Genomic DNA, 24,681 nt, shown 5'->3' with positions numbered 1-24,681 from the left:
ACCTGGAACACACCGACTCCCACAGCAATCACGGCTGCATCAAGATCCCCCTTCACCACAAACCAAAACGGGAGCCCACAGGCTCCCGCTTTAACTCCCCGCTCCCCCAAACCTACTCGGTAATCTTCCCGAAGTTGCGGTAGAACATGTCCCCTTCCCGACTATCCGTCATGGAGTGCAGCTGGAAGCTGCGATTAAGCCGCGCGCCACCGTCACGGGTCAGCGGCGCCCACACCAGGTTGGCGCGACGCATGGTCGACATGCTCATCATTTCGTCGAACGGAATCGACAAATACAGCCCCTTGTCGAAACTACCCTCGCCATACTCGGCGCTGCCGGCGGTGGTGATGGTCGCCCAGGCGCCAAAGCGCACGCCGTTGAAGAACTCGCGGGAGATATCCACCGTGCCGCCAAAGTCGCCCGCCAGGTAACGCCCGACGCTGACCGCGGCCAGCGTGTCGAACGGCAGGTCAGTGTAGCCGGTAATGTGGCCGGTCCAGACCGAGTAATCCTGCAGGCCGAAACCCTGGTCGAACTCACGCTGACGCACGTAGTTCAGGTCCGCACCGATCGACCAGCGCTTGCCGGTCGGACGAAACAGCACCTCGCCCCCGACCCCGGCGAACATCGACTCCAGATAACCGCCGTAGACCATGCCGTACAAATCCTTGTCCAGTTGCTCGGCGTGGCTGACCTGGAACAGCGGCATGGTGGTGTCCGATGTAGTCAGGTACTGACGCAAGTCGGTACGCACACGCGGCAGGCCACTGGGCGCGTCGTAGGTGAATTTGTCGAAGTTGTTGATCAGGTTCTGACTGAGCAGACCGTTCCACCAGGTGTTGCGGTTGAAGCGGTACTCGGCGTCCAGATCCGCCGTGAACTGATAGAGCAAGCCATCGGGGCCGCCGACGTTCTGTTTGAAGCCCAGACCGACGCCGTAATTGAAGTGCTGCGGCGCTTCGGTGTAGAGGGTTTTCTCGTTGCGCGGCATTGCCGGGTTGATCTCGGTGGTGCGGTGCAGCGATTCCAGCGGTTCTTCGTTGTTGATCACTTCGCGGAAGGTCTGCCGGGGCACGCTGGTTTCTTCCAGCGGCAGGTCGTAGCGCTTGTTGACCACGGTAAACCAGTCGATGTCGTCGTTGACGCTGTTGTCGAGAATCCGGCTCGCACGGCCGACAGCCTTGGGCGAATGGAAATAGCGCTGCTGCTCGCCGTACACGATCAGTTCGGAATCGCGCTGGGTGATGCGCTCGACCTTGTAGCCGGCGTTCCGCTGCAAACGGCGCGACACGTCGGCCCAGTTGACCTCCTCCATCGTCGTGGCTGGCGCCTTCGCCGGCAGCGGTTCGGCCGGTGGGTCGAAGGTCTTGGCCGGGGCCTTGCGACTGACGAAATTGGTGTGGAACGTGATGCCGAACATCGCCGTGTTGCCGCGCTCCCAGGCCGCGCTCAGATCGACGGAATCGGTCACCTTGAACACCGCACCGAGGTTGATCGGCGAGTCCTGCTTGATGATGTTGTCCTTGGGCTCGTGCTTGTAGTCGTTGCCTTCGTATTCGAGTTTCAGGCTGAGGCGGTCCCAGGGCGTCTGGTAACTCACGCCGCCGAAAAACGACGGCTTGCCGCGAAAGTACGAGCCGGCGTTGACGTCACCGGTGCCTTCCAGATCCGGGCGGGTGTTGAAGCGGTCACTGATCGAACCCAACGGGTTGTCGACATCGCCGCGATTACCGATGTAACCCCAGGCGATGCCGGCGCTGAAATCGAAATTGTCATAGCGCTTGTTGGCGACGAAGAATTCACTGGCAAACAAACCGGTACCGCCGATGTCTCGAAAGCCCAGCGCCACTTCCGGCGCCCAGTGGCTTTCCTGCCACAGCCGGACCTTGGCGTCGACCGCCTTGTCCTTATAGCTCTGGCTGCCGCTCAGCGCTTCGGAACCGTACGGACGGTTGGTGATGGCGGTGTAGCGAAACGAACCTTCCAGCCAGTCGAGCGGCTGCAACGAAACGCTGTATCGGCTGTACGGTTCGGTGCGGTTGGCGTTGACGCTCAACTCACCGGCGGGCGACATGCGCGCGGTCGGGGTCTGCAACAGACCGACGCCGCCGAAGTCATTCTGGGTAATCCGTGGCTCGGCATGCACCAGGCCACATGGCAATAACAACACAGCTGCAAAACGCAAATTCAACGAACCACCTCAGCCAACTGCGTGGCAATCAATTCGGCCAACTGCTGATTCAGTTCAGGGACAGGCGGATCCAGATCATCGTTTTTTACCGGCACCAGAATCTTGCTGCCGGCCACGGGCATCTGCCCGCTCTCGCGGTTCCAGTGGGCGATGCCGACCCGCCGCGATTCGCCGTTGGGCTGGATCAGCCACAGATAATCGGCATCGGCGTCCGCCGTCAGCAACGTGCAGCCCTGCAGGTATTCGCGGGCCTCCTGCAACGGCTGATAAGGCAGGCGGCACGGCTCGGCGACCGCGCCCAACACTTCGACTTCGTCGACCCGTTTCGGGTAGATCAACTGATCGCCATCGTCGAGGCGGATGTTGCGGGCGAAACCGACTTCCACCGCCACCGGATCGAGATCGGCGATCTGCCGCCCGGTCACCGGCATCTGCCGGACCTGCTCGGCCAGGCGCTGTGCCAGCGCCGCACGACTCGGCTTGTCAAACAGCATGGCCATGCGCTGCAGCACGTCCAGATCGAACAGCACGCCGACCTTGAGTCGCGTCTGTTCTTCCAGCAATGACTGACGCAACAGGACGCCCGCCAGCCAGTAGCCTTCGGCATTCGGCACGGCCTCGCCGATCACATCGCGCAAACGTCCGCCCGCCGGCAATTCGATCGGGCCCGGGTTGGCGACATCACCGCTGACGATGACCGCGGCCTCACTGGCACCGGCAAGCAACATCAGGCACGCCGAGAGCGCTCTTAGCCGCTTCACGGGACATGCCTGCGGTCAGGGGTCAGCTGCACGATCCTGACCCGCAACTGCGAGGTCAGTTGCTGTTCACTTTGCACAATGAAACCGTCCACCGGATCGACCCAGTAACGGTTGGTCGCGCGCAGGCCGATGGCCGGCGCGTCAATCTGCTCATCGACGCGCAGCACGGAGTATTCCTTGTCGAGAATGTCGAGGGTTTCCAGGGATTTTCGGGAGAAGCGGCTGTTGACGATGATCCCGACTTCCTGGCCCTTGTAGAGGTCGATCCAGCGACGGCTGGTGTAGCCGTCAGTGATGCGATGCAGGCCCTGTTTGAACGGCGAGTCATCGGACAGGCGCGTGCCGTCCAGATCACCCTCCACACCCAGGCCGACAGTGCGCATGGCCAGGCCGTCGCACATCAGCAGCACCTGCTTGCCGGAGGCGACCCAGAACTGCAGGTCCTCGCGCTCGCGCACCAGCGCCAGCACCCCGGAACCGGACGGCGTGGTCAGTTTGAGTTGGGGATACTTGACCCCCGCGACCTGCTCCGCCGACACGTCCAGTTCATCCGGCCCGATGACGGCGGACTTGAGGTTGTTCAACGAAGCGCTCATCAACGGATTGCAGCCACTCAACAACACGGCCGCCATCAGGCACACGCCCACTTTCAACGTTTTCACAGTCGGCGGCCTTATTTGCTGTTGTTACTGTATTCGCTCCAGTTCTTCGCAGCGGAAGCCCCCGTCCCGACAATCGATGCCGACGGCACCAACTGGCTGATCAGGCGATTCCAGCGAGTCACGTTGGCAGGCCCGACGTAGACCACGTCCTGGGGCCGCACTTCGAAGTGCGAGGCGAGCGCCATGGCGGTCGGCGATTCGGCTTCCAGCTGATAGATTTTCGCCGGCTCCACGTCGAGGTTTTCCACCCCGCGAATCACGTACACAGCGTTGCCGTTGGAGGTGGTCTGGCTCAAGCCGCCGACCGAGCCGAGCACGTCGGACAGGTTCATGGTGGCGGTCTTGAAGCTCAGCGCACGGGGCTGGTTGACCTCGCCCATCACGTAGATGCGCTTGTTGTCGTTGTACGGCAGATACAGCTGATCGCCTCCCTTGAGGTAGACGTTCTGCAATTCGGAATCCTGCTGATTGAGGGCGTCGAGATTGAGCGGATAGACCCGCCCGTTGCGCGTCAGCATCAGCCCCGACAAGTCGGCATTGTTGGTATCGACACCGGCCGAACCGAGGGCCTCGACCACGCTCAGCGGGTTGGTCGAAATCGCCTGGGGGCCGGCCTTGGTGACGGCGCCCGAGACCACGACTTTCTGGCTGGCGAAACGCAGCACCGCGACATCCACTTGCGGCTCGGCAATGAACGCCGAGAGACGTTGCTCGATGTCCGAACGCAGTTGCTGGATGGTTTTGCCGGCGGCCTGGACTTCCTTGATGTACGGGTAATACAACGTGCCGTCGGAACGCACCAGACGGCCGTTGGCGTCGATCTGCTGTTGCGCACCCGAAGGGGCGGTCAGCTCGGGGTGATCCCAGACCGTGATGTACAGCACATCGTTGCTGCCGATGCGGTATTCGGCCGGGGTCGCCAACAACTCCGCCGGCACCGACTCACGCTTGTACGTGGCGCGGTTCATGGCGATGAGCTTGGGGGTGATCGGAATGAGCTCGACCCGGCTGCTTTCGCTGGCGCCCTGGCGCGTGATGCTACTGGTGCTCAGGTACTGGCCGGGGGAGAACATGCAACCTTGCAAAGCGATACTTGCCAACAATAAAAGAGAAAAACGACGGGTCATAATGGCACTACGCTATTCAAGGGCGAATCCAAAAACAAAGTCACCCGACTTTCGTCGGGCGACCCTGTACTGCACCAACAGATACTTCAGTTAGTTGTGCGTGCCGGTTGTACCCGTGGTACCGGTGGTACCCGTTGTACCGCCGTTGGCACTTCCACCACTGTTGGACGCCGCTACAGCACTGGCGACCATGGCAGTACTGGCAGCAGGCGCTGTAGAAGCCGCGACACTGCCAGATACATTGGTCACTGCTGTAAGCGGCGCTTCAGCTGCGGAGGCCCAGTTGCTCAACATCGTCAACAGGGCGATCGCCATCACTTTCTTCATATCAACTCCTTTCTAACATCGCACCTGAACATCGGGTGTTGGTTAGAGGTGGTAGAGTTCAAGTCGCAAAAAGCGCGAACAAGATCCGTTGTTCTTTCACAGTCTTACCCAACTGATAAAAGTCGAACGGCAGGTTTATATCTACGGACTTGCAAAAGGCATTGCCAGTCTAATTTCCCGACGATATCTAACAACCTGACTGAAACTAACATTGCACTAAAACGCCATCATCCCTGATAACCCCGTGGATGATTCGATTGCCAGCGCCAGGTGTCGGTGACCATGTCCTGCAAGTTGCGTGTGGCTTTCCAGCCGAGTTCCTTGGCGGCCTTGGAGGCGTCGGCCCAGCTCTCGGCAATGTCCCCGGAACGCCGTGGCATTACCCGGTAGGGCACCGGCTGCCCGCAGGCCTGCTCGAAGGCCCGCAGCACCTGCAACACGCTGTAGCCGTCGCCGGTGCCGAGGTTCCAGGTATGAATGCCGGTACGGTCGGCGATGGTTTGCAGGGCTTTCAAGTGCCCGTCCGCCAGATCGACGACGTGGATGTAATCACGCACGCCGGTGCCGTCGACCGTCGGGTAATCGTCGCCGAAGATCGACAATTCCTTGAGGCTGCCGACCGCCACCTGGCTGATGTAAGGCACCAGATTGTTGGGAATGCCGTTGGGGTCTTCGCCCATCTGGCCGCTGTGATGCGCGCCGATCGGGTTGAAGTAGCGCAGCAGCGCGATGCTCCAGCGCGGTTCGGACTGGCACAGGTCGCGCAGCACGTTCTCGACGATCAGCTTGGACTGGCCGTAGGGATTGGTCGGAGTGCCGGTCGGGAAATCCTCGCGGATCGGCATCTGCGCCGGCTCGCCGTAGACCGTGGCGGACGAGCTGAACACCAGCCGGAACACCCCCGCCGCTGCCATTGCCTGGCACAGCGTGATGCTGCCGCTGACGTTGGTTTCGTAGTATTCGAGCGGCTTGCGCACGCTCTCGCCGACAGCCTTGAGCCCGGCGAAGTGCAGCACGGCATCAATGGCGTGCTGCTGGAAAATCCGGTCCAGCAGGGCCCGGTCACAGACGTCCCCGCGAATCATCAGCGCACTTTTGCCGCAAATGGCTTCCACCGCGTGCAAGGCGGCGTCGCTGCTGTTGCAAAGATTATCCAGAACTACAACTTCATAACCTGCTTCAAGTAGTGCAAGTGTGGTGTGCGAGCCGATATAGCCGGCGCCACCCGTTACCAGAATCTTCATAGCGCGGTCCATAAGTGGGAAAAGTGCCAACTCGCGTGTCAAGCGCTGTTTGTTTAATGTGTGTCTTGATTCACACAAACAGCGCGACAACAACCAGAAACAAAAACAGTTCAATCACTGGCTATAAATATTTTTACAAGCCAAACTGTATTGCCTGGTACTTATTAGCACTCCCGCGCATTCATCACTATCAACGGATGCCGACTAAAAATAACCAATAACTGTCAAACCGACATCTCATAACATTGTCGTGTTTTACACTCATTGCTATTTGCCACTCATCTCCCGAGTCAGGTATTAAAGTACAGCTTCAATAACTTGCAACCTTCGTTATTGCAATAAACGATGGCAGTGCGCCATGAATGACCAGGAAACTTTTATGATCCGTAAATGTTTGTTCCCCGCTGCCGGTTATGGCACGCGTTTCTTGCCGGCCACCAAAGCCATGCCCAAGGAAATGCTGCCGATCGTCAACAAGCCGTTGATCGAATACGCCGTTGAAGAAGCACGGGACGCCGGCCTGCAACACATGGCCATCGTCACCGGACGGGGCAAGCGCGCACTGGAAGACCACTTCGACATCAGCTACGAACTCGAACACCAGATTCGTGGCACCGAGAAAGAGAAATTCCTGGCCGGTACTCGCGAGCTGATCGACACCTGCACCTTCTCCTACACCCGTCAGGTGGAAATGAAAGGCCTGGGCCACGCGATCCTCAGCGGCCGCCCGCTGATCGGCGACGAGCCCTTTGCCGTGGTGCTGGCGGACGACCTGTGCCTGAACCTCGAAGGGGACGGCGTGCTCACGCAGATGATCGAGCTCTACAAGAAATTCCGCTGCTCGATCGTCGCCATCCAGGAAGTGCCGCACGACCAGACCCACAAGTACGGCGTGATCGCCGGCGAAGCGATTTCCGAGGGCATCTACCGGGTCAACCACATGGTGGAAAAACCGGCCCCGCAAGACGCGCCGTCGAACCTGGCGATCATCGGCCGCTACATCCTCACGCCCGACATCTTCGACCTGATCGCCGACACCGAGCCGGGCAAGGGCGGCGAAATCCAGATCACCGACGCCCTGATGAAACAGGCGCAGAACGGTTGCGTGCTGGCCTACAAATTCAAGGGGCTGCGCTTCGACTGCGGCGACGCCGAGGGTTACCTGCAGGCGACCAACTTCTGCTACGACAACGTTTACCTGAAGGGTCGCTGAGCGGCCCCCACTGATTCATTGCAGCACGCACATCCAACGAGGCAACCATGAACATTGCACAACATTCCGCAGAGATTGAACGTGAGGTGGACAACCTCGGGGTGATGAGCTGGTTATCCCGCCATCAGCCATTGCCCAGCGCCAATGGCCCGTGGCTGGGCACCCTGCTGCTGGTCGACCGCCTCGGCGTGTTTCCCTCCTCCGGGGACATACGCCGACCGATCCGGGATCCCTATCCCCTGCTCGCCCATCTGAAACGGATCTACGGCGAACAGGCGCTGGAGGTCGATGACCGCGACGGCCTGAAGATGATCTTCAGCGACTGGCGTTTTCGGGTGCGGATCTGCTGCAACGACCCGGCGATCATCGTCAATGTGGAAACCCGCTGCGTGACGCAGTTGATGCCGCAGAAAACCGCAGAGCTGCTGAGCCATCTGGATCTGTTCGACAACTGACGGCTACTTCAAAGTCTCGCCACAGTTGTCCTGTGGCGAGACTTTTTGCTGTCCGCCCACGACCCAACGATAGAAGTAATCGGCAATCAACCGCCCGCCCGTGGCCGGTAGCGGATGAATCTTGTCCGGTCCGATCATGGCCGCCGCGTAGCGTTTGACGTCAGCGCCAAACGCACATTGCAGGTTGGCATAACCCAGACGCTGCTCACGGGCCCAGGGCTCGATGACCTGCGCATAAGCCGACATCGGATACGCACTGGAGCGGGTGGTGTCCTGACGCAGGATCAGGTTGATGCTCGCCGCCGGTTGAATCTTGCGGAGCATGCCGACCAGCCCCTGAACGTTATGCAGATACTGCTCGGGCTTCACGCCAAAACCCTGATCGTTGCCACCGAGCATGATCAGGTAAATGTCTGCGGGGATCTTCGAAACCACGGCTTTCCACTGCGCCTGCCAGCGGGCATCGTCGTGGTAGAAATCAGCGGATGCCGCGCCGGACGCCGCCAGTTTCGACACCCGAACCCCGTTCTGATCGTTGCTCAGCCACAGGCCGAACAGGGTCGGTGCGCCTTTAACTACTTCCAGTCTGAAAGCCCAGTCGGTCGCGGCCGACGTACCGGACAGCGGGACTTCCTGTACGCCCTCGCCCGCGAGTTTCAACGGCTGCCAGTCGGCGGAGGGTGACCAGCGATAACGCAACTCACTGGACTCGCCGTTGCCGAGGTAGAGCAGTTTCGCCTGAGTGACCGCGGTGTTGATGGCAGGCGTCGGGCTGGCCTCGACTTGCAGCCAGGCGCCGGGGTGGCCGGTCACCGTGCGGCTGTCGGGGCTGGCCTGGCCGAGGCCGGAGACCTGCCAGTCGCCGCCGAAGTATTTCTCGCTGCTGCGGGTGTACTTGAAATGCGTGCCGCCGAGCGCTGCACCGTGGTTGAACCCGACATACCCCGGCCCGGCAAACCCGACCTCCCCGGCCACGCGCTGCACCAGTTTGTTCAGGTAGAAATCCTGCCCGGCGCTGTAGCTGTCGCCGATCACCGAGATCGACAACACCTTGCCGGCCTTGCCTTCGCGCCACTGGCCAAACCGCTCGCGAGCGTCGCCGACCTGCACCACCGACGCCGCCACCGGCGGCACATCATCAACAGCCAGCATGGATCGCTTCCTTCATCGGGTCTGCGCCACCGGAGCGATGGTCGCCGCCGGTTTCTTTTTCGTCGCCGCACGTTCGCCGAGAAACAGCACGGAAGTGAAGTTGAATCGACTGAAAATCATCGACAACACCACCGGCCCGAGCAAGCCACACATCACGCCGCAGAACACCAGCACGCTTTCGTCCTTCACACCCAGGCGGCCGAGGATCGAACGCGACGTAGCGGCGAACAATACGTGAAAGAGGAAAATTGCGTAGGAGTAACCGCCAAGCCAGGTCAGCGTCTTCGAGCGCATGTCACTCGACAGTAACGCGATGCAGGATACGCAGCCCACCGTCAGGCCGATCAGGCTGCGGCGGTCGACAATCAGCTCGCGATCCACCGCCGCCACGTACAGCAGCGTCAGCGAGATCAGCACAAATACCAGCGGGCCGATCACCTTGAACGTCTGCTTCAGCTCGCTGACTTTCTCCTGGCCGATCATGCCCGCCACGAAGAACGGCAGCAGATAAATCGCCCCGTTGATGCCGAACGCGTCCACGGGAAACGGCGGCAACAGGAACACCGCCGCCGCGAAGGCGAACAACAGGTACAGGCGCGTCGGTGTACGCAACAAACCGCGCCACTCCAGCAGGCCGACGAACATGAAGATGATGAACACCGCCTGCAGAAACCAGAAGTGGTTGATCGGCACGTAGAACGACAACAGCGCATCCATCACGCTGACGTCCTTGTTCACGCCCGGCCCCACCGCCTGCAATACCGAGAACGGCACCCCCACGCAAAACAGCGGCACGATCAGGCGCCGCACCTTGCCGCTGAAGAACGCGGAAAAGTCATTGCCGCGAATCTTGTAGAGGGAATAGATGTAGCCGGAGATGAAGGTGAACAGCGGCATGCGCACGTACACCATCGAATCGGCGATCACCCGGAACGGCGAGCCGATGTCGATTTTCAAACCACCGCCCAACGGCCCGATCACGTGATAGAGCACCAGCAACAGGCACGCCAGGCCACGCAGGGTTTCGATCTCCAGGGACTTTTTCTTGCTCGACATAAAGCACCCGCCTCAATTCAGAATTCTTGATTCAACCTTCGCCGGTTTGTTCGCCCGCAACATCAACCCCAGGCCCACGAACAGCACCGGTACCACCATCGAAAAGTGCCGGGCGAACGAGCCGAAGTCCGGTTCGAACAAGCCCTGAACCAGCAGAAACGCCAGCGGAATCGCGATCAGTTCCTTGGGTTTGGTCTGGATCGGCACGCCCTTGTAATCAGTCGAGGTGATGACTTTGAACAGCAGCAGCGCGGTCATGATCATCAACGCCACGAAGATCACCTGACCCGGCCCGGACAGCAGAATCAGCTCTACGGGGAACGACAAGCGGAAGAAAATGATCATCGAGTCCAGGGCCTGCGAGACGAAGTCGCTGCCGCTGAGCCACGAGACGATCAGCGATTTGGAACCCTCCTCGCCCGCCGTGCGCAGTTCGTTGTTGCTGGCACGAATCGACGACACCGGAAAGCCCAGCGCCAGCTGGATCGCCATTGCAACTGCGAGATAGAACAGGAACAGCATCAGGAAGAAGGTGGTGCGCGAGACGTATTTCTTCATCACGCAGACGCCGACCCAGGACAGCGAAAACAGAATCCAGTAGGGCCGGATCAGCACGCCGTAGATCACCGCCGAAAGGAAAAATCCGCCGCGATATTTGCGCGTCAGCGAGCTGAACAGAATGCTCAGCACCGCCACCGACACGATGATTTCCTTGGTCAGGTTTTCCAGGAAAAACGAACGCACGATGCCCCACAGGCACAGGGTTCCGAAGATGGTCAGCGGCATGCGCCGGAACACCACCACGGGAATGGCCGTGAGGAAAAAGTTGCAGAACATCCCGTAGGCCCAGGCGTTGGTCAGGTTGATCCCGGTGGGCCGCAGCAGGAACGCCGAACACTCGTAGGACGAGCGATCCGGCGAGAACGGGTTCCAGAAATTACAGTTGTCGGCCCGGGCGTAGGACGACCACAGGGTCATCGCGTCCGGTCCCGGATCGCGCGGTACCAGCAGCGGCATCGCCACCGACAGAAACAGCCCGGTGAACAGGATCAGGAACGACAGCGACGAATCGAGACGGCGGCCGCGAAACTCGATGCATGGCAGTTTCAGGCCCATGACACGACAGCCTTTTTCGCCCGCGTGGCACGGGTCAGCAGCGCGATCACGGCGAGCTGCACGGTGATCGCGAAGGCGTTGCCCCAGGCCGCGCCGTAGATCGACCAGTGCTTGATCAGCAGGTAACTGACCGGCACTGAAACCAACAGGCAAATGGCCGCACTGGCGAGGGACACCCGACTGTTTTTCGACGCGATCAAGCCGCCCCAGACGATGTCGCCAATGGCGCGCAGGGCGAAGGAGAAAATCAGCACGCCGAGGATGCCGTTGTCCGGACGCGGAACACTGGTGGCGACGTAGTCGAGCACCACGTTGAAGAACAGATAAATGCCCACCGCGACCGCCGCCGACACCGCCAGCGACCGCGCGACCCATTTGTTCACGAACAACTGCCGGACCGTGAACGGTTGCTGATCGGCCTGATAACGCTTGGCGAGCAGCGGAATGCCGACCACCGCCACCACCGCGTAGGACAGCGCCTGCAAGGTGTTGGCCGCCGACCACGCGTACACGTACTTACCGAGGCTGGCGTAGGGTTCGAGGTCGATGATCAGAAAGCGCTCGGCGTACTGACTCAGCGCGATCAGGCCAGTGCCGAGGTAAAACGGCAACCCGGCTTTCCACACGGCCGCCGTCGCCAGGGTTCCCTCTTCCCGCCCGCGATGAACATTCACCACGATCAGGTAACCGGCGACGATCACCAGCACGTTGGCGATGACCCACAGCCACAGCACGCTGGCGATTGCGGACACCCAGCCGAGTGCCATGCCGCCCACGGCCAGAAGCGCCCAGAGCCCCGTCTTGATGAAGAACAGCAGCGCACCCGCCGTGGCTTTCTGCGCGGAAAACACGAACGAGTTGATCTCGAACGACAGGTGTTCGGTGAGCAGTACCAGCGTCACGCAGGCGATCAGCGCAGCCGTCGCTTCCACCGACTGGAACAGCGAATAAATCACCACCGTCAGCACCGACAACGCCAGCCCTACGGCCAGGTACAGCAGCAGCACCTTGTCCACGACCCGGCGCGAACTGCCGCCCACGCTGATCAGCCGGTTGATCTCAGAACTGAAACCGACGCTGTAGAACTTCGACGCGATCAACGACGCCGCGACCACCACGCCGTAAAAACCCAGCGCCTCGTAACCGAGGTAATGGGTGATGGCGAGCACCAGCAAGAACTTCGCGCCCAGTGCCCCGCCCCGCAGCAACAGCCGGAATATCATCGAATGACGCCCTTGATGATGTCGTCCATGGCCACGGTTTTCGCCTCGATCTCACGGCAGGTGTCGGTCAGGCGTTTGCCGAAATTCGACAGCGCGTCAGGCGCGTAAACCGTGTCGATGATGGTGTCGACATTGATGTCGCCGCCGTTGATGACCCAGTCCTCGACGCCCATGTCCTGATACGCGCCGAAGCCTTTGCGTTCGTAGCTGATGTGGTACGCCGGGACACCCGAGAGCAGTGATTCGATCGCGCCGTGCAGGCGTACGGAAATCACCAGGTCCGGTTGGTATTTGGCCAGCGTTGCCTTCAGCGGCAGCAGGTCCTCGGTGATGCCCAGTTCGCGATAGAACGCGCCGTCATCGTTACCGCGCACGGCGCTCTGTACGGCGCAGACCACTTTGCTTTTGTTCTTCAAGCGCTGCAGCAGCACCTTCAGGTTGGCCACGTAGGCGAGCTTCTTTTCCTTGCTCCATGCCGGCGGTTTGCGCAGCACTACGCACACCGTGGCCGGCGTCGAAGCGCAGCGGGTGAACTTGGGTTGCTGGAGGATCTTGCCGGCCAGGGCCTGCACCGCGAGGTCCGGCGCGCGGTAGACATTTTCACAGGCATCGAACAGCGCCGAGGAACGGTTATCGCGCACAAACACCGCATCGGCGCTGGCGTAGTGGCCGACGATCTTGTCGCTGTCGCCGTGGAACGGCCCGATGCTTTGCGGCAGGTACACCGACGGCACTTTGCTGAGGATCGCGGTTTCCAGCTGCTTGGCGTGGCCGAGTTTCAGCTTGATGTGCTCGAAGGCGCTCTTCGAACGCATGTAGCCGCCGCCGACGCCGACGATCAGATCGGTTTTCTTCAACAGATCCGCCAGCCCCGCGTAGGACTGATTGAGGAACACCGCCTCTTTGACCCGACCCAGGCCCTTGGCCGCCATGACTGGCGCGTCGAAGCGCGGGTGCGGCAGGTACTTGAAAGAGTCCGGGTCGGAAGCCACCACACTGATCGCGGTGTCTTCGCCAAAGTTGCGCTGCACCAGCGCAATGGCCAGATCGACCAGCAGACCATCGCCGGAGTTGGAGGCACTGTAGCCATGCAAAATCGTTACGTTCATGAGCGGAGTTCTACTTAATAAGAGGGAGCGGAATACACGTCGTAGGTCTGGCGGATCATCAACGCGGCGCTGAAACGCTCGCGGACGATGCGCCGACCTTCGATGCCGAGGGCCGACAACGCAGGCTTCTGGATTTTCTTCAGGCGATCGGCCAGCGCCTGGTGATCACCGGCGGGGAAGACGTAACCGGACACACCATGGGTGACCAGTTCGGGCAACGACGTGCAGTCGCTGGCAATCACCGGCAGGCCCAGCGCCATGCCTTCCAGCGGCACCATGGCAAAGCCTTCCCAGCGGCTCGGCACGATCAGCGCATCGGCTTTCTGATACAGCGCGTGCACTTCGGTTGGGGTCACCCAAGGCAGGTATTCCACCCCGTCCAGCGGCGGACATTCGACAACGTCCTCGTTCACCGCACTGCCCACCACCGTCAGTTTCAGGTCGCTGCGCTTTGCTTCGCTGTAAGCCTTGAGCAATACGTCGAAGCCTTTCTGGTAGTCGAGCCGACCGACGAACAGCAGATGAATCGGTGCCGGATCGTTGGCCTTGCGTTCTTCATGCTTGTGATCGATGCCGTTGTAGATCAGCGTCATGCGCTTGCGCTCGATGCCAAACTTCGCGGCCTTGTCCAGCTCGAACTGGCTGACGCAGATGATCGTGTCCGTGACTTTCTGCAGCACCCGTTCGATCCCCGCATAGACTTTCTGCTTGATCGGCGAGCTTTCCATCAGGAACGAGAACGCATGCGGGCAGTAGACGATTTTCGGCTTGCGCCACGGTCGTAGCAGCACGCACACGCAACGGCCGATCACCCCGGAAAAGGTGCTGTGCAAATGCACCACGTCGGGTTTTTCCTTGAGCAGGACCCGCCCCAGTTGCCAGGCAAAACGCAGCAGCGACGGCACATTCCGCCCGCTTCGGGCAAAGGTGCGGATCTGCTGTGGATCGATGCCGTGCAGTTCTTTCTTCTGGTCGAGCGGGACCAGATACACCAGCTCATAGCGCCCGTCTTCGGGAGCCGCCGAAATTGTGCGGATGACCGTCGCCACCCCACCTTTGATCGTTTCCGCCACGTGCAGTATTTTTTTCACAACTCACCCACTTTCATGCCTGTAAGAACCGTCGCTGAATTTCAGGACTGGTCGGACGCGTATTCGTAGTTGTAATAGCTGCCGTTGCCGTAATAGCTGGCCGCGCGCTTCTCGACGCCGTTGAACACCGCGCCTTTCAACTCGATACCGTTCTGGGCGAAACGCCGGATCGTCATTTCGATTTCCTTGGCAGGGTTTACCCCGAACCGCGCGACGATCAGGCTGATGCCGGCTTCGCGACCGACAATCGCCGCATCGGTCACGGCCAGCAGCGGTGGCGTGTCGATGATCACCACGTCATAGCGCTCGCTGAGTTGCGCCAGCAGGTCGCGGAAATTGGCGTGCATCAACAGCTCGGAAGGGTTGGGCGGGACCTGGCCACGGCTGATGAAGTGCAGGTTGTCGACTTCGACCTTGTTGATCGCCTGTTCGAGGGTGCAGCGCTTGACCAGCAGATCGGACAAGCCGTTGGTGATCGGCGTGTTCAGCGTCTTGTGCAGATGCCCCTTGCGCATGTCGGCGTCGATCAGCACCACGCGCTGTCCGCTCTGCGCCATGACCGCCGCGAGGTTGGAAGAGACGAAGGTCTTGCCGACCTGCGGGCTCGGGCCGGAAATCATGATGCGGTTGTTGGTCGAATCCAGCGCCGCGAAGTGCAGGCAGGTGCGCAGGCTGCGGATCGATTCGATGGACAGGTCCGTCGGGTTGCGCAGGGCCAGCAGATACGCCGGCGTGTCCGCCGCGACTTTGGCCCGGACTTTTTTGCTGTCCTCTTCCTGTTGCAGAGCGCTGTAGGGAATCGACGCGTAGACCGGCAAGCCGAGCTGCTCGATGCCTTCCGGCCCTTCCAGACCCTTGCTCAGGGATTTGCGCAACAGCACCAACGCCACGCCGACGAAGGCGCCGAGGAAGGTGGCGATCAACACGATCAGGGCTTTTTTCGGTTTGACCGGGCTGGTCAGGTCGACATCCGCCGTATCCACCAGACGCACGTTACCCACAGCGCCCGCGCGAACGATGTCCAGCTCCTGGGATTTGTTCAGCAACTGGGTGTAGATCTGCGAGGCGACTTCGACATCGCGGGTCAGATTGAGCAGTTCCTGCTGCGTGGCTGGCAGGTCCTGAACCTTGCCTTCCAGCGAGCGCTGTTGCTGGGTCAATTCGCCAATCTGGGTCATCAGCGCGCGGTAGGCCGGGTGCTGTTTGGTGAACTTGCGATCCATCTCCGCCTGTTGCAGTTTCAGCTCGGAAATCCGCGTTTCGAGCGCCACGGACTGGCCGAGCACCGATTGGGTTTCCATGGAGATGTTCACGGTCTTGCCGTGGGTCTGGTAGGCGTTGAGCGCATCGCTGGCCTTGGCCAGATCACGCTTGACCTGCGGCAACTGGCTTTGCAGGAAGGCCAGGCTTTGCGCCGCTTCGGCGGAGGTGCGGCGCACGTTCTGATCGACGTACAGCGCGGCGATCTTGTTGAGGATCTTCACCGCTTCGGCGGCGTCACTGCTGGCCAAGGCCAGGCGGATGATGCCGGACTCCTTGCCTTGCTCGGAGATGTCCAGCGCGTCCTGATAACCCTGGATGGTCACGATTCGTGGGTAGCGCACCACTTCGAAACGGGTTCCGGGATTGGCCAACAGTTGCGCGACCTGCCCTTCTACGCCGTCCTGCGCGAAGGCTTCGCCCGCCACGCCGTCGACCAGCAGGTTGTCGTTGTCGTCCAACAGCTGAAAGCGATGTTGTTCGCCGGCAATCAGGGTGAGTTTCTTGCCCAGCAGTTCCTTGGGCAGATTGAGCTTGGCAAACTCCAGGCGTTCACCGCCCCACGCGTAGCTGCTCAGGCCGAAACGCGGCGGCGCGACGCTGAGTTCGGTCTCACCGCGATAGCGCCGGGAAAGAAAGCCGCCGATCAGCGGGAAGGTGTTGGGGGTGACGTCGATGTCCAGGCGCAGATCGTCGACCGTTTTGCCGATCACCGCGCGGGATTTGATGATGCCGATTTCGGTCACCGACGGCGATTGCCCGCCGAGCATGCTGTTGAGGTCGGAAAAACCGAGCATGTCGTTCTTTTTCGGTTCGACCTGCACCAGCGCGTTGGCCAGGTACACCGGCGTGGCCAAAATCGCATAGGCCACACCGGTCATCATGAACGCGCCGGTGAACGCACCGATCAACCATTTCTGATCGATCAGGCTGCCGAAGATGCCGAGAAGATCAATACTGTCTTGATCGTTGTCGCGGGTGCCTATTACTGACGGTAACTGCATAAGTCTTTCTTACCATTCACTGAACTGAAGAATATTCATCAACGCGCCAGGCGTTGCGCCCATGAGCTAACAGCATCTTCAATCAATGCATGGGCATGAATAAAAGCGGCCTGCCCCTGACGATACGGGTCCTGTATTTCTCGTTCGCTCTGCCACTTGCCCAGCAGAAACACTTTGCCCCTGGCGTGAGAGGCAATCTTCAGTACTTGATTAACATGTTGTTTTTCCATCACCAGAATCAGGTCTGATTCATTGACGATGTCCGCTGTCAGTTGCCGCGCCTTGAACCCTTCGGCACTGTGCCCGCGGTCTTCCAGCACCTGGCGCGCGGTCGACTCCATGCCCTCGCCGACCCGCGCAGAAAGGCCTGCGGAGGCCACGCTGATCGCCGAGGGTGTCAGTGCATTGCGCAACAGAAGTTCCGCTGTCGGACTTCGGCAGATATTGCCTACGCAAACGACAAGAATCTTTTTGAACAAGGTTTACTTTCCCGTGTAATGTCAATCGGCCAACATGCCTTGCAAATTCGAATGAACCCGCAAGACCTTCCTTCACTCGGAAATAGATTCACCCTTAATACCGATGCATTAAGTACCACGGCCTCTAAAAGTCCCCCAACCAGAATTACCGGACTAAAAATAACTGTGATTTTCAGGCGAAAGTTTTCCGACAAAAAATAACATTCGTGCACTTAGCATCCTTATTGCCCTCGAAACCTGTGTAACGAGATAACCCTTCGCTAGATGTCATTCTCATCAGGAGAGCCGACATGAAATCAGCACATCTCAAACATCTTGGTGCCACCCTGTTGATGCTCAGTGCTACCGCACAGGTTCACGCCAGTACGCTGTTCCCGTCATTGCCCACCCGAACCATTGGCGTTCAGGTCAAGATCCAGAACTTCACCCCGGCGGACGCCGAGCAGATCAAAGCGGCCGGATTCAGCTTTGTGCGCTTCGGCGTCTGGAGCGACAGCCTCGGCGGCAAGGCCTACCAGAAACAGATCAGCGATGCGTTTGCGACGGCGCGGTCCGCCGGGTTGCCGGTCTTGATGACCGTTCGCGCCACCAAACCGTTGACCGGTGATCTGACGACCGCCGGTGAAGCCTTTGCCAACGCGGTGAGCGGGCTTGAGCAAGCCTGGAGCGCGCAACTGGTGGGGATCGAAATCTGGAATGAGCCGGACCTCGACACCTACTGGCCCACTGGAGACTTCAAGAACACCTTCGTGCCGTTCATGACGGCCATGTGCAAGACGCTGCAGGGCAAACCGCAAACGACGCCTCTGGTGGGCTTCGGTTTTGCCCGTCCGCCGACGGCCGGCTCCGCCTCGACCGTGGCCCTCAACAGCATCCTCGGCACTTATCCTGAGTGCCTGGACGCCATTTCCTATCACCCCTACGGCATGACCGCGACGCAGATCAGTAACGCGCAGACCTTCATCCAGCAAAACTTCCATCTGCCGGGCGTTATCAGTGAATGGGGCGTCTCGGCGCTCGCCTCCAACGGCGGGCCGGAAGGGCAAGCCAGTAAAATCGCTGCGTTCATCGCCGATGTTAAAAAACTCAACATTCCGCTGACGTCGATTTACGAATGGAAGAACAGCGAGTCGGGCAGCAACGACCGGGAGAAGAATTTCGGCCTGCTGACCTCCGACGGCCAGCCGAAACCGGCACAGACGGCGGTCTCGACGCATTTGAACGCCGATTAAGCGGTACAGCGGGTCAGTTGCTTTGAACCTGTGGTTCTTTTTGGCATCGTATTGATCGATACGCGCCCCGCCTTTCAAACAGCCGTTTTCAGGTTGTTGCCGCCGGGGCGCTCGATACGCCGACATGCCCTTGAGTGGCTGTCGGTGCTCGGGTAATGTCACCAGACCCATAGGACAGAGCACGCTCATGACTTCCAAGCTGGAACAACTCAAACAGTTCACCACCGTCGTGGCCGACACCGGCGACTTCGAAGCGATTGCCCGGGTCAAACCGGTCGACGCCACCACCAACCCTTCCCTGCTGCTCAAGGCAGCGGCCATCCCGGCCTACGCCGAACTGCTGAACGCCAGCGTCGGCGACTGCAAGGGCGATGTCGGCCTGGCCAGCGACCGTTTCGGCGTCGCAGTCGGTCAGGAAATCCTCAAAGTGATCCCGGGCCGTATTTCCACTGAAGTGGATGCACGCCTGTCGTTCGACAAGGACGCGGTGCTCAAACGGGCCCACCGCCTGATCGAGCTGTACGACAAGGCCGGCGTCGGCCGTGACCGCGTGCTGATCAAGATCGCCTCGACCTGGGAAGGCATCCGCGCCGCCGAGATCCTGGAAAAGGAAGGCATCCAGACCAACCTGACCCTGCTGTTCTCCTTCGCTCAGGCCGCTGCCTGCGCCGATGCCGGCGTCTTTCTGATCTCGCCGTTCGTGGGCCGCATCTACGACTGGTACAAGAAGGCCAACGGCAACGACTACACCGGTGCCGACGATCCGGGCGTGCAGTCCGTGACGCGCATCTACAACTACTACAAGGCCAATGACTACAAGACCGTGGTCATGGGCGCGAGCTTCCGCAATCTGAGTCAGATCGAGCAACTGGCCGGCTGCGACCGCCTGACCATCAGCCCGGACCTGATCGAGAAACTGGCGGCCGACACCGGCAAGCTGGAACGCAAACTCGCTCCGGGCCATGCTGGCGAAGCGCGCCTGAGCCTCAACGAAGCGCAATTCCGCTGGTTGTCCAACGAAGACGCGATGGCCACCGAGAAACTGGCCGAAGGCATCCGTCAGTTTGCCCGCGACCAGGAAAAACTCGAGGCGCTGCTGCAAGCCAAGCTGTAATCAGCCGAGCGCAAACGCAAAAAGGGCGAACCCTCACAGGTTCGCCCTTTTTTGTGCCTCGCGGCCTGGCTGATCAGTGCCGTTCGAGGGCATTCACCAGGTCATGGAAGGCTTCGCGGTTGGAGTCGTTCAGGCCCATGAGGATCTTGTGCGCTTCGAGCACCTTGATCCGCACCACCTCTTCCGACTGATCCTGATCCGGCAGGTCATCAAGGCATTCCGGGCACGGCACGGGATGGTTGACGATATTGAACACCTGCTCGAAACCCATCGACTGCAACAGACGGGTGATGTCCTCGTGGGTGGTGACCACGGTCGGCAGCAGGCCGACCTTCTGCCGCGACAGGATCGACAGTTTGGCCAGCAGGCCCAACGTGGTGCTGTCGATGCTGCGGGTTTCGGTCAAATCGATCACGATCGCGTTGAAATTCAGCGCGGTGAAGATTTTTTCAATAGTCGCATCCAACGCCGAACACAGGGTCAGGCGAACTTCACCGACGAACTTCAGGACGAAGGTGCCGTCCTGCTCGGCGAACTGGATTCTACCGGTACTCATCAAAGATTCCTGCTCAACACCAACAGGGCGATATCATCCGGCATCTCCCCTAGCGTGGCCAATCCAAAAACCTGCCGCAGACCATCCAGGCTGCCGCCCGCCGACTTCACCTTTTGCGGCAAAGCGGCTTCTTTCTCTTTGAGTGTGGGCTCTGGCAAAAGATCCAGAATGCCATCAGACATCAGCGTCAGGCTGAACGTCGGTGGCAGCTCGAGCACGTGGTCTTCGTAGGTGGCCTCATTGAAAAGCCCCACCGGCAGACCGCGCCCCTCGAGGTAGCGAACACTGTCAGGCGTGTACAACACAGGCAACGGCAGATGGCCGCCGATGCTATAGGTCAACAAACCGGTCTCCTCGTCGATGACTCCACCGACCATTGTGACGTGTTTACCCAGCTTACAACTGATCAGCCCCCGGTTGATATGACCGAGGACTTCCGAAGGCTTGAATTCCGGCAGCGTGCCGTTGCGCTTGGATTCGAACAACAAGCGCGTGGTCATGAACTTCAGCAGCACGGTGACGAACGCCGAAGAGGCGCCATGACCGGACACGTCCGCCAGGTAGAACGCCACCCGGCGCTCGTCGACCCGGAAGTAGTCGACAAAATCACCCGACAGGTACAGCGACGGGATGATCTGGTGCGCGAACCTGAATTCGTCGATGGCCCACGGACTTTCCGGCAGCATGTTCATCTGCACCTGGCGACCGGCGTTCTGGTCTTCCTGGAGCAGGTTCAGGCTGGCTTCGAGTTCGCGGTTGGCCTTTTCCAGTTTCTCGCGGTAACGCTGGTTTTCCAGCAGCAGACGCGCACGATCCAGGGCCCGGCGCACGGAGTGCTCGAGCACGGCCAGATCTTCGAGAGGCTTGATCAGATAATCCGCCGCGCCCAGGCGCAGGGCCTCGACCGCATCGTTCATCACGCCGGCGCCCGACACCACGATCACCGGTGTCTGCGGCGACCGCTCAGTGACCTGACGGATGAGTTCGAGACCGCCCATCTGCGGCATGCGCAGATCGCAGATGACCAAGTCGGGCGTGTCTTGCTCGAATACCTGAAGACCCTGCTGGCCGTTACTGGCCTGCAAGACGCTGAAACCACTGTCTTCCAAATAGGCCGCGAGGCTCGCGCGCACTACTTCGTCATCATCGATTATCAGCAGCGTGGCACTGGTTTTTGGCATGTGGGCAAACGGCGCCAGAATTAGGTTGGCGTAGCAGGCGGGGCAACGGCCCGGCGCAGACTACTGGATTCGCTTTCTAGCCTCTCTGCTGCACCGCTTCGGAGCATTCGCGCCGCACACGGTTGCACCAGAGGTGCCCTTCTAAGGCGCAGACGGTACTCCCATCCTTCGAGCGTTTCAAGCATGCGCCGATGGTCGCTTGGAGACTTTGTTTGTCAAATCACTCGCAGTTATAAGAACGGCTTCAACCGTAACCCAATCATTGGACGCGCCCACAAAAAAGGCGACCTCGCGGTCGCCCTTTCATACCGATCAATCGAGATCAGAAATCGTCTTCAACCTGCCCGTCCTTGACCTTGAACTCGCGGTTCTGCAGGTAGGCGTTGCGGATGAAGGTGTACTTGTCGCCGCTGATCAGCTTCTCGCTGGACAACAGGCTGGCGCGGGTGTCGACGATGTTCAGGCCGAAAATCGAGTTACGCACCGGCACGTCGTTGATGTAGCGATACGGGCCGGTGAAGCTGTCGACGTACTTGGACGGCGCGTCACGCAGCGTGCTCGGGCCCATCAGCGGCAGCATCACGTAAGGACCGCTGCCGACGCCCCAGTAGCCGAGGGTCTGGCCGAAGTCTTCGTCGCTGCGGTTCAGGCCCATTTTGGTGCCGACGTCGAAGAATCCGAGCAGGCCGAACGTGGTGTTGAAGATCAGGCGCGCGGTGTCGACGCCCGCCGCAGCAGGTTTAGCCTGAAGAATATTGTTCGCCAGGTTGGTGACATCACCGACGTTGCGGAACATGTTGTGGATGCCGTCTTCCAGGAATTGCGGAGTAACAAATTCGTAACCCTGCGCCAGCGGCTTCAGCGCATAGGTGTCAACGAAATCGTTGAACTGGAAAATCGGACGGTTGACGCTTTCCCAAGGATCTTCTTCCGTTGCGGCCTGAGCGGCGAACGGCACCAGCATTACGCTGGCACATACACAAAGCTGAGCAAGAGGATGGCTCCAGCGCATAGAAAACTCCTTGGATAGTACGGACGCAGCACCTGGGCCGCGGCGATTAGTGCGTCAGTATAAGACGGAAACGGCGCTTTAGGCAGTTCCCCGGTGAAACCCGCTGTAGGACGCTTCGTCATTCACCTGTCACGTAACTGTCACCGCTGACGCTTAGCCTGATCGCTATTTCAGGGACGTTTTCCATGCCTCAAGCCGAAGCCTTGCCCCTCGCGGCACCGACGCTGACCGCCGTGCTGTTCGGACTCAGCGGCTGTCTGGTGGACTTCGGCGCCCGCGCCCGTCATCAAACCAGCGTCGGCCCGGAACACGCCGACGTCACACTCGGCGCCCTCGACAGCCTGCGCAGCCTGCAGCGCCAGCAAATTCCCTGCGCCTGGCTGGATGAGTTGTCCACCGCGAGCACTCAGGTACTGGCATCGGCGCTGCCAGACTGGATCAAACCATCGCAATATTCGGCAACAATCAATCCTTGGCCGGCGCCCAACGCCTGCTGGCAAGCGTTGATGGGCTTGAATGTCGATCGCCTCGACGGTTGCGTACTGGTCAGCGGCGAACCGCGCCTGCTGCAATCGGGCCTCAATGCCGGGTTGTGGACCATTGGCCTGGCGTCCTGCGGTTCACTTTGCGGCCTGGCGCCGAGCGAATGGCAGGCCCTGAGCCAGAAGGAACGCGAACAACTGCGCGGCAAGGCAACCGTGCAACTGTTCAGCCTCGGCGTGCACTCGGTGATCGATCATCTGGGCGAGCTCGACACTTGCCTCGCGGACATCAACCTGCGTCGCTTCAAAGGTGAAAAGCCCTGACCGGGATCATGCAGGTTGGACAAGAGTGGATTAGTCTTAAGGAGAGCCATAGACCTTTGGCGCGCGGCTGCGGTCTATGCCAGTGCCTCTCGATAAAAGGAAACAACCATGCCCGCTCAAGAACTGCAGAAACAGCTCAATGCCCTGCGCGAGCAACTGGATCAGACTCCGCCGCTCACCGAAGAAGAGCGCGAACATCTGCACGACCTGATGGCGCAGATCGAATCCGAGATAAAACTGGAACAGTCCACTCAGGAAAACAGTATCGCCGATGGTGTGAACCTGGCGGTCGAACGCTTTGAACTCGAACATCCAACCATCGCCGGTACTTTGCGCAACATTGCTACTACCCTGCACAGCATGGGCATCTGAGACCCCGCGAATGCAAAAAAGCCCTGCCATCACTGGCAGGGCTTTTTCATGTCCGCGAGGCGGGTTACTGACGAACCAGACGATGGTTCGGCAGTTGCACGCTTTCAGTGCTGCGGTACGGGTTGATGTCCAGCCCACCCCGGCGTACGTAACGCGCAAACACCGTGAGTTTTTCCGGTTTCAGCAGGCGCTGCAGGTCGAGGAAGATCCGCTCCACGCATTGTTCGTGGAAGTCCGAGTGCTGGCGGAAGCTGACGATGTATTCCAGCAGGCTGGCGTGATCCAGCGCCGCGCCACGGTATTCCACCACCACGCTGCCCCAGTCCGGCTGACTGGTCACCGGGCAGTTCGATTTGAGCAGATGACTGTGCACGCTCTCCTCCACCACGCGCGAATCGTCGCAGCGCAGCAGTTCAGGACGCGGGTGTTCGTAGTTGCTGACGCTGATATCCAGATCGTCGATGCACACGCCCGGCAGCGCCACAACGCCTTCAGCTTCGACGTCTTTCAGGCTGCGAACCCGCACGCCCACCGGCTTGCCGGCAGCAGCGGACAAGTCCTTGACCAGCGTCGCTTCGAGGCTCGCCATGTCGGCGAACGGCGTCTGGTTCAGCGAGTTCAGGTACAGCTTGAACGACTTGGATTCGATGATGTTCGGCGAATCCGCCGGAATGCTGAATTCACCGATCGCCACCACCGGTTTGCCCGACGGCAGCAGCCACGACAGTTCGAAGCAGTTCCAGAAATCCACGCCTTTGTACGGCAGGGTTTCGGCGGTCAGGCCCAGCTCGGCCCATTTCGCAGTGCGCGGGATCGGGAACAGCAATGACGGCGTGTACGTGGCGATGTATTCGCTGGATTTGCCCAGCGGCGAATGTTCGGCTGCGGGATGCATGGCGGAAACCTGACTGAAGAATCAGCGGATTCTACCAGCCTTT

The 24,681-nt window shown here is 60.1% G+C and carries 24 protein-coding genes; 6 read left to right on the top strand and 18 right to left on the bottom strand.

The features are described from left to right. Nucleotides 1-112: 112 nt before the first annotated feature. The 6 genes from ACKUG4_RS25145 to galE all read right to left on the bottom strand — a co-directional run bounded on the left by ACKUG4_RS25145 (nucleotide 113) and on the right by galE (nucleotide 6,312). A complete protein-coding gene (locus tag ACKUG4_RS25145) occupies nucleotides 113-2,191 on the bottom strand; it encodes a YjbH domain-containing protein (RefSeq protein WP_445435064.1) in 2,079 nt (692 codons plus the stop codon). Beyond that, nucleotides 2,188-2,952 carry a capsule biosynthesis GfcC family protein gene (locus ACKUG4_RS25140; protein WP_371855520.1) on the bottom strand — a complete coding sequence of 255 codons (765 nt, stop codon included), beginning with the start codon at nucleotides 2,950-2,952 and terminating at the stop codon, nucleotides 2,188-2,190. Before ACKUG4_RS25140 ends, ACKUG4_RS25145 begins: the two co-directional genes overlap by 4 nt. Next, nucleotides 2,949-3,614, bottom strand: coding sequence for a YjbF family lipoprotein (locus ACKUG4_RS25135; protein ID WP_445435063.1), 666 nt, complete (start codon nucleotides 3,612-3,614; stop codon nucleotides 2,949-2,951). The genes ACKUG4_RS25140 and ACKUG4_RS25135 overlap by 4 nt, the downstream gene beginning before the upstream one ends. 11 nt (nucleotides 3,615-3,625) lie before the next feature. Then, complete coding sequence (locus ACKUG4_RS25130; protein ID WP_172829496.1) at nucleotides 3,626-4,741, bottom strand: polysaccharide biosynthesis/export family protein; 1,116 nt, start codon at nucleotides 4,739-4,741, stop codon at nucleotides 3,626-3,628. Nucleotides 4,742-4,831: 90 nt separating this feature from the next. After that, complete coding sequence (locus ACKUG4_RS25125) at nucleotides 4,832-5,068, bottom strand: hypothetical protein (protein ID WP_003226528.1); 237 nt, start codon at nucleotides 5,066-5,068, stop codon at nucleotides 4,832-4,834. A gap of 227 nt (nucleotides 5,069-5,295) precedes the next feature. After that, nucleotides 5,296-6,312: a UDP-glucose 4-epimerase GalE gene (galE, locus tag ACKUG4_RS25120; protein WP_039772766.1), complete on the bottom strand. Its 1,017-nt coding sequence runs from the start codon at nucleotides 6,310-6,312 to the stop codon at nucleotides 5,296-5,298. 379 nt (nucleotides 6,313-6,691) lie between these two features. On the opposite strand from galE, the gene galU reads away from it, so the two are divergent. Both galU and ACKUG4_RS25110 read left to right on the top strand, forming a co-directional pair. Continuing rightward, the gene (gene galU, locus ACKUG4_RS25115; protein WP_445435062.1) at nucleotides 6,692-7,525 is read left to right on the top strand and encodes a UTP--glucose-1-phosphate uridylyltransferase GalU; all 834 of its coding nucleotides are present in this window, start codon (nucleotides 6,692-6,694) and stop codon (nucleotides 7,523-7,525) included. 47 nt (nucleotides 7,526-7,572) lie between these two features. Then, a complete protein-coding gene (locus ACKUG4_RS25110; RefSeq protein WP_236190853.1) occupies nucleotides 7,573-7,980 on the top strand; it encodes a phosphohexomutase domain-containing protein in 408 nt (135 codons plus the stop codon). Between the two features lie 3 nt (nucleotides 7,981-7,983). Here ACKUG4_RS25110 and ACKUG4_RS25105 read toward each other — a convergent pair whose 3' ends face one another. Genes ACKUG4_RS25105 through ACKUG4_RS25070 form a run of 8 tightly spaced genes read right to left on the bottom strand, consistent with a single transcriptional unit; the run spans nucleotide 7,984 to nucleotide 17,470 of the window. After that, nucleotides 7,984-9,132 carry an SGNH/GDSL hydrolase family protein gene (locus ACKUG4_RS25105; protein WP_445435061.1) on the bottom strand — a complete coding sequence of 383 codons (1,149 nt, stop codon included), beginning with the start codon at nucleotides 9,130-9,132 and terminating at the stop codon, nucleotides 7,984-7,986. 12 nt (nucleotides 9,133-9,144) lie between these two features. Further along, complete coding sequence (locus tag ACKUG4_RS25100) at nucleotides 9,145-10,188, bottom strand: acyltransferase family protein (protein ID WP_445435060.1); 1,044 nt, start codon at nucleotides 10,186-10,188, stop codon at nucleotides 9,145-9,147. 12 nt (nucleotides 10,189-10,200) lie between these two features. Further along, entirely contained in the window at nucleotides 10,201-11,304 is a 1,104-nt protein-coding gene (locus tag ACKUG4_RS25095) for a hypothetical protein (RefSeq protein WP_445435059.1), read from the bottom strand. Then, nucleotides 11,295-12,527 carry an MATE family efflux transporter gene (locus ACKUG4_RS25090; protein WP_445435058.1) on the bottom strand — a complete coding sequence of 411 codons (1,233 nt, stop codon included), beginning with the start codon at nucleotides 12,525-12,527 and terminating at the stop codon, nucleotides 11,295-11,297. Before ACKUG4_RS25090 ends, ACKUG4_RS25095 begins: the two co-directional genes overlap by 10 nt. Then, a complete protein-coding gene (locus ACKUG4_RS25085) occupies nucleotides 12,524-13,636 on the bottom strand; it encodes a polysaccharide pyruvyl transferase family protein (protein WP_007951622.1) in 1,113 nt (370 codons plus the stop codon). The genes ACKUG4_RS25090 and ACKUG4_RS25085 overlap by 4 nt, the downstream gene beginning before the upstream one ends. A gap of 14 nt (nucleotides 13,637-13,650) precedes the next feature. Next, nucleotides 13,651-14,727, bottom strand: coding sequence for a glycosyltransferase (locus ACKUG4_RS25080; RefSeq protein WP_445435057.1), 1,077 nt, complete (start codon nucleotides 14,725-14,727; stop codon nucleotides 13,651-13,653). Nucleotides 14,728-14,768: 41 nt separating this feature from the next. Beyond that, entirely contained in the window at nucleotides 14,769-16,991 is a 2,223-nt protein-coding gene (locus ACKUG4_RS25075; protein ID WP_445435056.1) for a polysaccharide biosynthesis tyrosine autokinase, read from the bottom strand. Between the two features lie 38 nt (nucleotides 16,992-17,029). Continuing rightward, nucleotides 17,030-17,470, bottom strand: a complete 441-nt coding sequence (locus ACKUG4_RS25070; protein WP_445435055.1) for a low molecular weight protein-tyrosine-phosphatase — start codon at nucleotides 17,468-17,470, stop codon at nucleotides 17,030-17,032. A 290-nt stretch (nucleotides 17,471-17,760) separates the two neighbouring features. Here ACKUG4_RS25070 and ACKUG4_RS25065 point away from each other — a divergent pair, with 290 nt between their 5' ends. Together ACKUG4_RS25065 and tal are read left to right on the top strand one after the other, a co-directional pair. After that, complete coding sequence (locus tag ACKUG4_RS25065) at nucleotides 17,761-18,702, top strand: glycosyl hydrolase family 5 (RefSeq protein ID WP_445435054.1); 942 nt, start codon at nucleotides 17,761-17,763, stop codon at nucleotides 18,700-18,702. Between the two features lie 187 nt (nucleotides 18,703-18,889). Further along, on the top strand, nucleotides 18,890-19,816 hold the full coding sequence (gene tal, locus ACKUG4_RS25060) for a transaldolase (protein ID WP_039772777.1): 927 nt from the start codon (nucleotides 18,890-18,892) through the stop codon (nucleotides 19,814-19,816). Between the two features lie 73 nt (nucleotides 19,817-19,889). Here the strand turns inward: tal and rssC are convergent, their stop codons facing one another. The 3 genes from rssC to ACKUG4_RS25045 all read right to left on the bottom strand — a co-directional run bounded on the left by rssC (nucleotide 19,890) and on the right by ACKUG4_RS25045 (nucleotide 22,565). After that, complete coding sequence (gene rssC, locus ACKUG4_RS25055) at nucleotides 19,890-20,372, bottom strand: anti-sigma factor antagonist RssC (protein WP_003226553.1); 483 nt, start codon at nucleotides 20,370-20,372, stop codon at nucleotides 19,890-19,892. Continuing rightward, a complete protein-coding gene (gene rssB, locus ACKUG4_RS25050) occupies nucleotides 20,372-21,553 on the bottom strand; it encodes a two-component system response regulator RssB (RefSeq protein WP_041475374.1) in 1,182 nt (393 codons plus the stop codon). Before rssB ends, rssC begins: the two co-directional genes overlap by 1 nt. Nucleotides 21,554-21,875: 322 nt before the next feature. Then, nucleotides 21,876-22,565 (bottom strand): MlaA family lipoprotein, encoded by a 690-nt coding sequence (locus tag ACKUG4_RS25045; RefSeq protein ID WP_011335174.1) that lies wholly within the window; start codon nucleotides 22,563-22,565, stop codon nucleotides 21,876-21,878. 185 nt (nucleotides 22,566-22,750) lie between these two features. Here ACKUG4_RS25045 and pcrP point away from each other — a divergent pair, with 185 nt between their 5' ends. Both pcrP and ACKUG4_RS25035 read left to right on the top strand, forming a co-directional pair. After that, nucleotides 22,751-23,371: an HAD superfamily inactivated hydrolase PcrP gene (gene pcrP / locus ACKUG4_RS25040; RefSeq protein WP_445435053.1), complete on the top strand. Its 621-nt coding sequence runs from the start codon at nucleotides 22,751-22,753 to the stop codon at nucleotides 23,369-23,371. Between the two features lie 108 nt (nucleotides 23,372-23,479). Continuing rightward, nucleotides 23,480-23,743, top strand: coding sequence for a DUF4404 family protein (locus ACKUG4_RS25035; RefSeq protein ID WP_007951611.1), 264 nt, complete (start codon nucleotides 23,480-23,482; stop codon nucleotides 23,741-23,743). Between the two features lie 64 nt (nucleotides 23,744-23,807). Here the strand turns inward: ACKUG4_RS25035 and queF are convergent, their stop codons facing one another. Then, the gene (gene queF, locus ACKUG4_RS25030) at nucleotides 23,808-24,638 is read right to left on the bottom strand and encodes an NADPH-dependent 7-cyano-7-deazaguanine reductase QueF (RefSeq protein ID WP_085649295.1); all 831 of its coding nucleotides are present in this window, start codon (nucleotides 24,636-24,638) and stop codon (nucleotides 23,808-23,810) included. Nucleotides 24,639-24,681 lie beyond the last annotated feature (43 nt).

Source organism: Candidatus Pseudomonas auctus, assembly GCF_048654275.1.
Lineage (GTDB): Bacteria > Pseudomonadota > Gammaproteobacteria > Pseudomonadales > Pseudomonadaceae > Aquipseudomonas > Aquipseudomonas pharyngis.
The sequence above is the reverse complement of the archived record's forward strand: the minus strand, read 5'-3'. Positions and strand labels throughout refer to the sequence as shown.

Excerpts from the sequence above, each read along its gene's own strand:
- ACKUG4_RS25110 (WP_236190853.1), top strand. The coding sequence starts at position 7,573 with ATGAACATTGCACAACATTCCGCAGAGATTGAACGTGAGGTGGACAAC.
- galU (WP_445435062.1), top strand. The coding sequence starts at position 6,692 with ATGATCCGTAAATGTTTGTTCCCCGCTGCCGGTTATGGCACGCGTTTC.
- ACKUG4_RS25130 (WP_172829496.1), bottom strand. The coding sequence starts at position 4,741 with ATGACCCGTCGTTTTTCTCTTTTATTGTTGGCAAGTATCGCTTTGCAA.
- ACKUG4_RS25045 (WP_011335174.1), bottom strand. The coding sequence starts at position 22,565 with ATGCGCTGGAGCCATCCTCTTGCTCAGCTTTGTGTATGTGCCAGCGTA.
- ACKUG4_RS25100 (WP_445435060.1), bottom strand. The coding sequence starts at position 10,188 with ATGTCGAGCAAGAAAAAGTCCCTGGAGATCGAAACCCTGCGTGGCCTG.
- pcrP (WP_445435053.1), top strand. The coding sequence starts at position 22,751 with ATGCCTCAAGCCGAAGCCTTGCCCCTCGCGGCACCGACGCTGACCGCC.
- ACKUG4_RS25075 (WP_445435056.1), bottom strand. The coding sequence starts at position 16,991 with ATGCAGTTACCGTCAGTAATAGGCACCCGCGACAACGATCAAGACAGT.
- ACKUG4_RS25090 (WP_445435058.1), bottom strand. The coding sequence starts at position 12,527 with ATGATATTCCGGCTGTTGCTGCGGGGCGGGGCACTGGGCGCGAAGTTC.
- ACKUG4_RS25095 (WP_445435059.1), bottom strand. The coding sequence starts at position 11,304 with ATGGGCCTGAAACTGCCATGCATCGAGTTTCGCGGCCGCCGTCTCGAT.
- rssB (WP_041475374.1), bottom strand. The coding sequence starts at position 21,553 with ATGCCAAAAACCAGTGCCACGCTGCTGATAATCGATGATGACGAAGTA.
- ACKUG4_RS25035 (WP_007951611.1), top strand. The coding sequence starts at position 23,480 with ATGCCCGCTCAAGAACTGCAGAAACAGCTCAATGCCCTGCGCGAGCAA.
- ACKUG4_RS25125 (WP_003226528.1), bottom strand. The coding sequence starts at position 5,068 with ATGAAGAAAGTGATGGCGATCGCCCTGTTGACGATGTTGAGCAACTGG.
- queF (WP_085649295.1), bottom strand. The coding sequence starts at position 24,638 with ATGCATCCCGCAGCCGAACATTCGCCGCTGGGCAAATCCAGCGAATAC.
- ACKUG4_RS25105 (WP_445435061.1), bottom strand. The coding sequence starts at position 9,132 with ATGCTGGCTGTTGATGATGTGCCGCCGGTGGCGGCGTCGGTGGTGCAG.
- galE (WP_039772766.1), bottom strand. The coding sequence starts at position 6,312 with ATGAAGATTCTGGTAACGGGTGGCGCCGGCTATATCGGCTCGCACACC.
- ACKUG4_RS25065 (WP_445435054.1), top strand. The coding sequence starts at position 17,761 with ATGAAATCAGCACATCTCAAACATCTTGGTGCCACCCTGTTGATGCTC.
- tal (WP_039772777.1), top strand. The coding sequence starts at position 18,890 with ATGACTTCCAAGCTGGAACAACTCAAACAGTTCACCACCGTCGTGGCC.
- ACKUG4_RS25085 (WP_007951622.1), bottom strand. The coding sequence starts at position 13,636 with ATGAACGTAACGATTTTGCATGGCTACAGTGCCTCCAACTCCGGCGAT.
- rssC (WP_003226553.1), bottom strand. The coding sequence starts at position 20,372 with ATGAGTACCGGTAGAATCCAGTTCGCCGAGCAGGACGGCACCTTCGTC.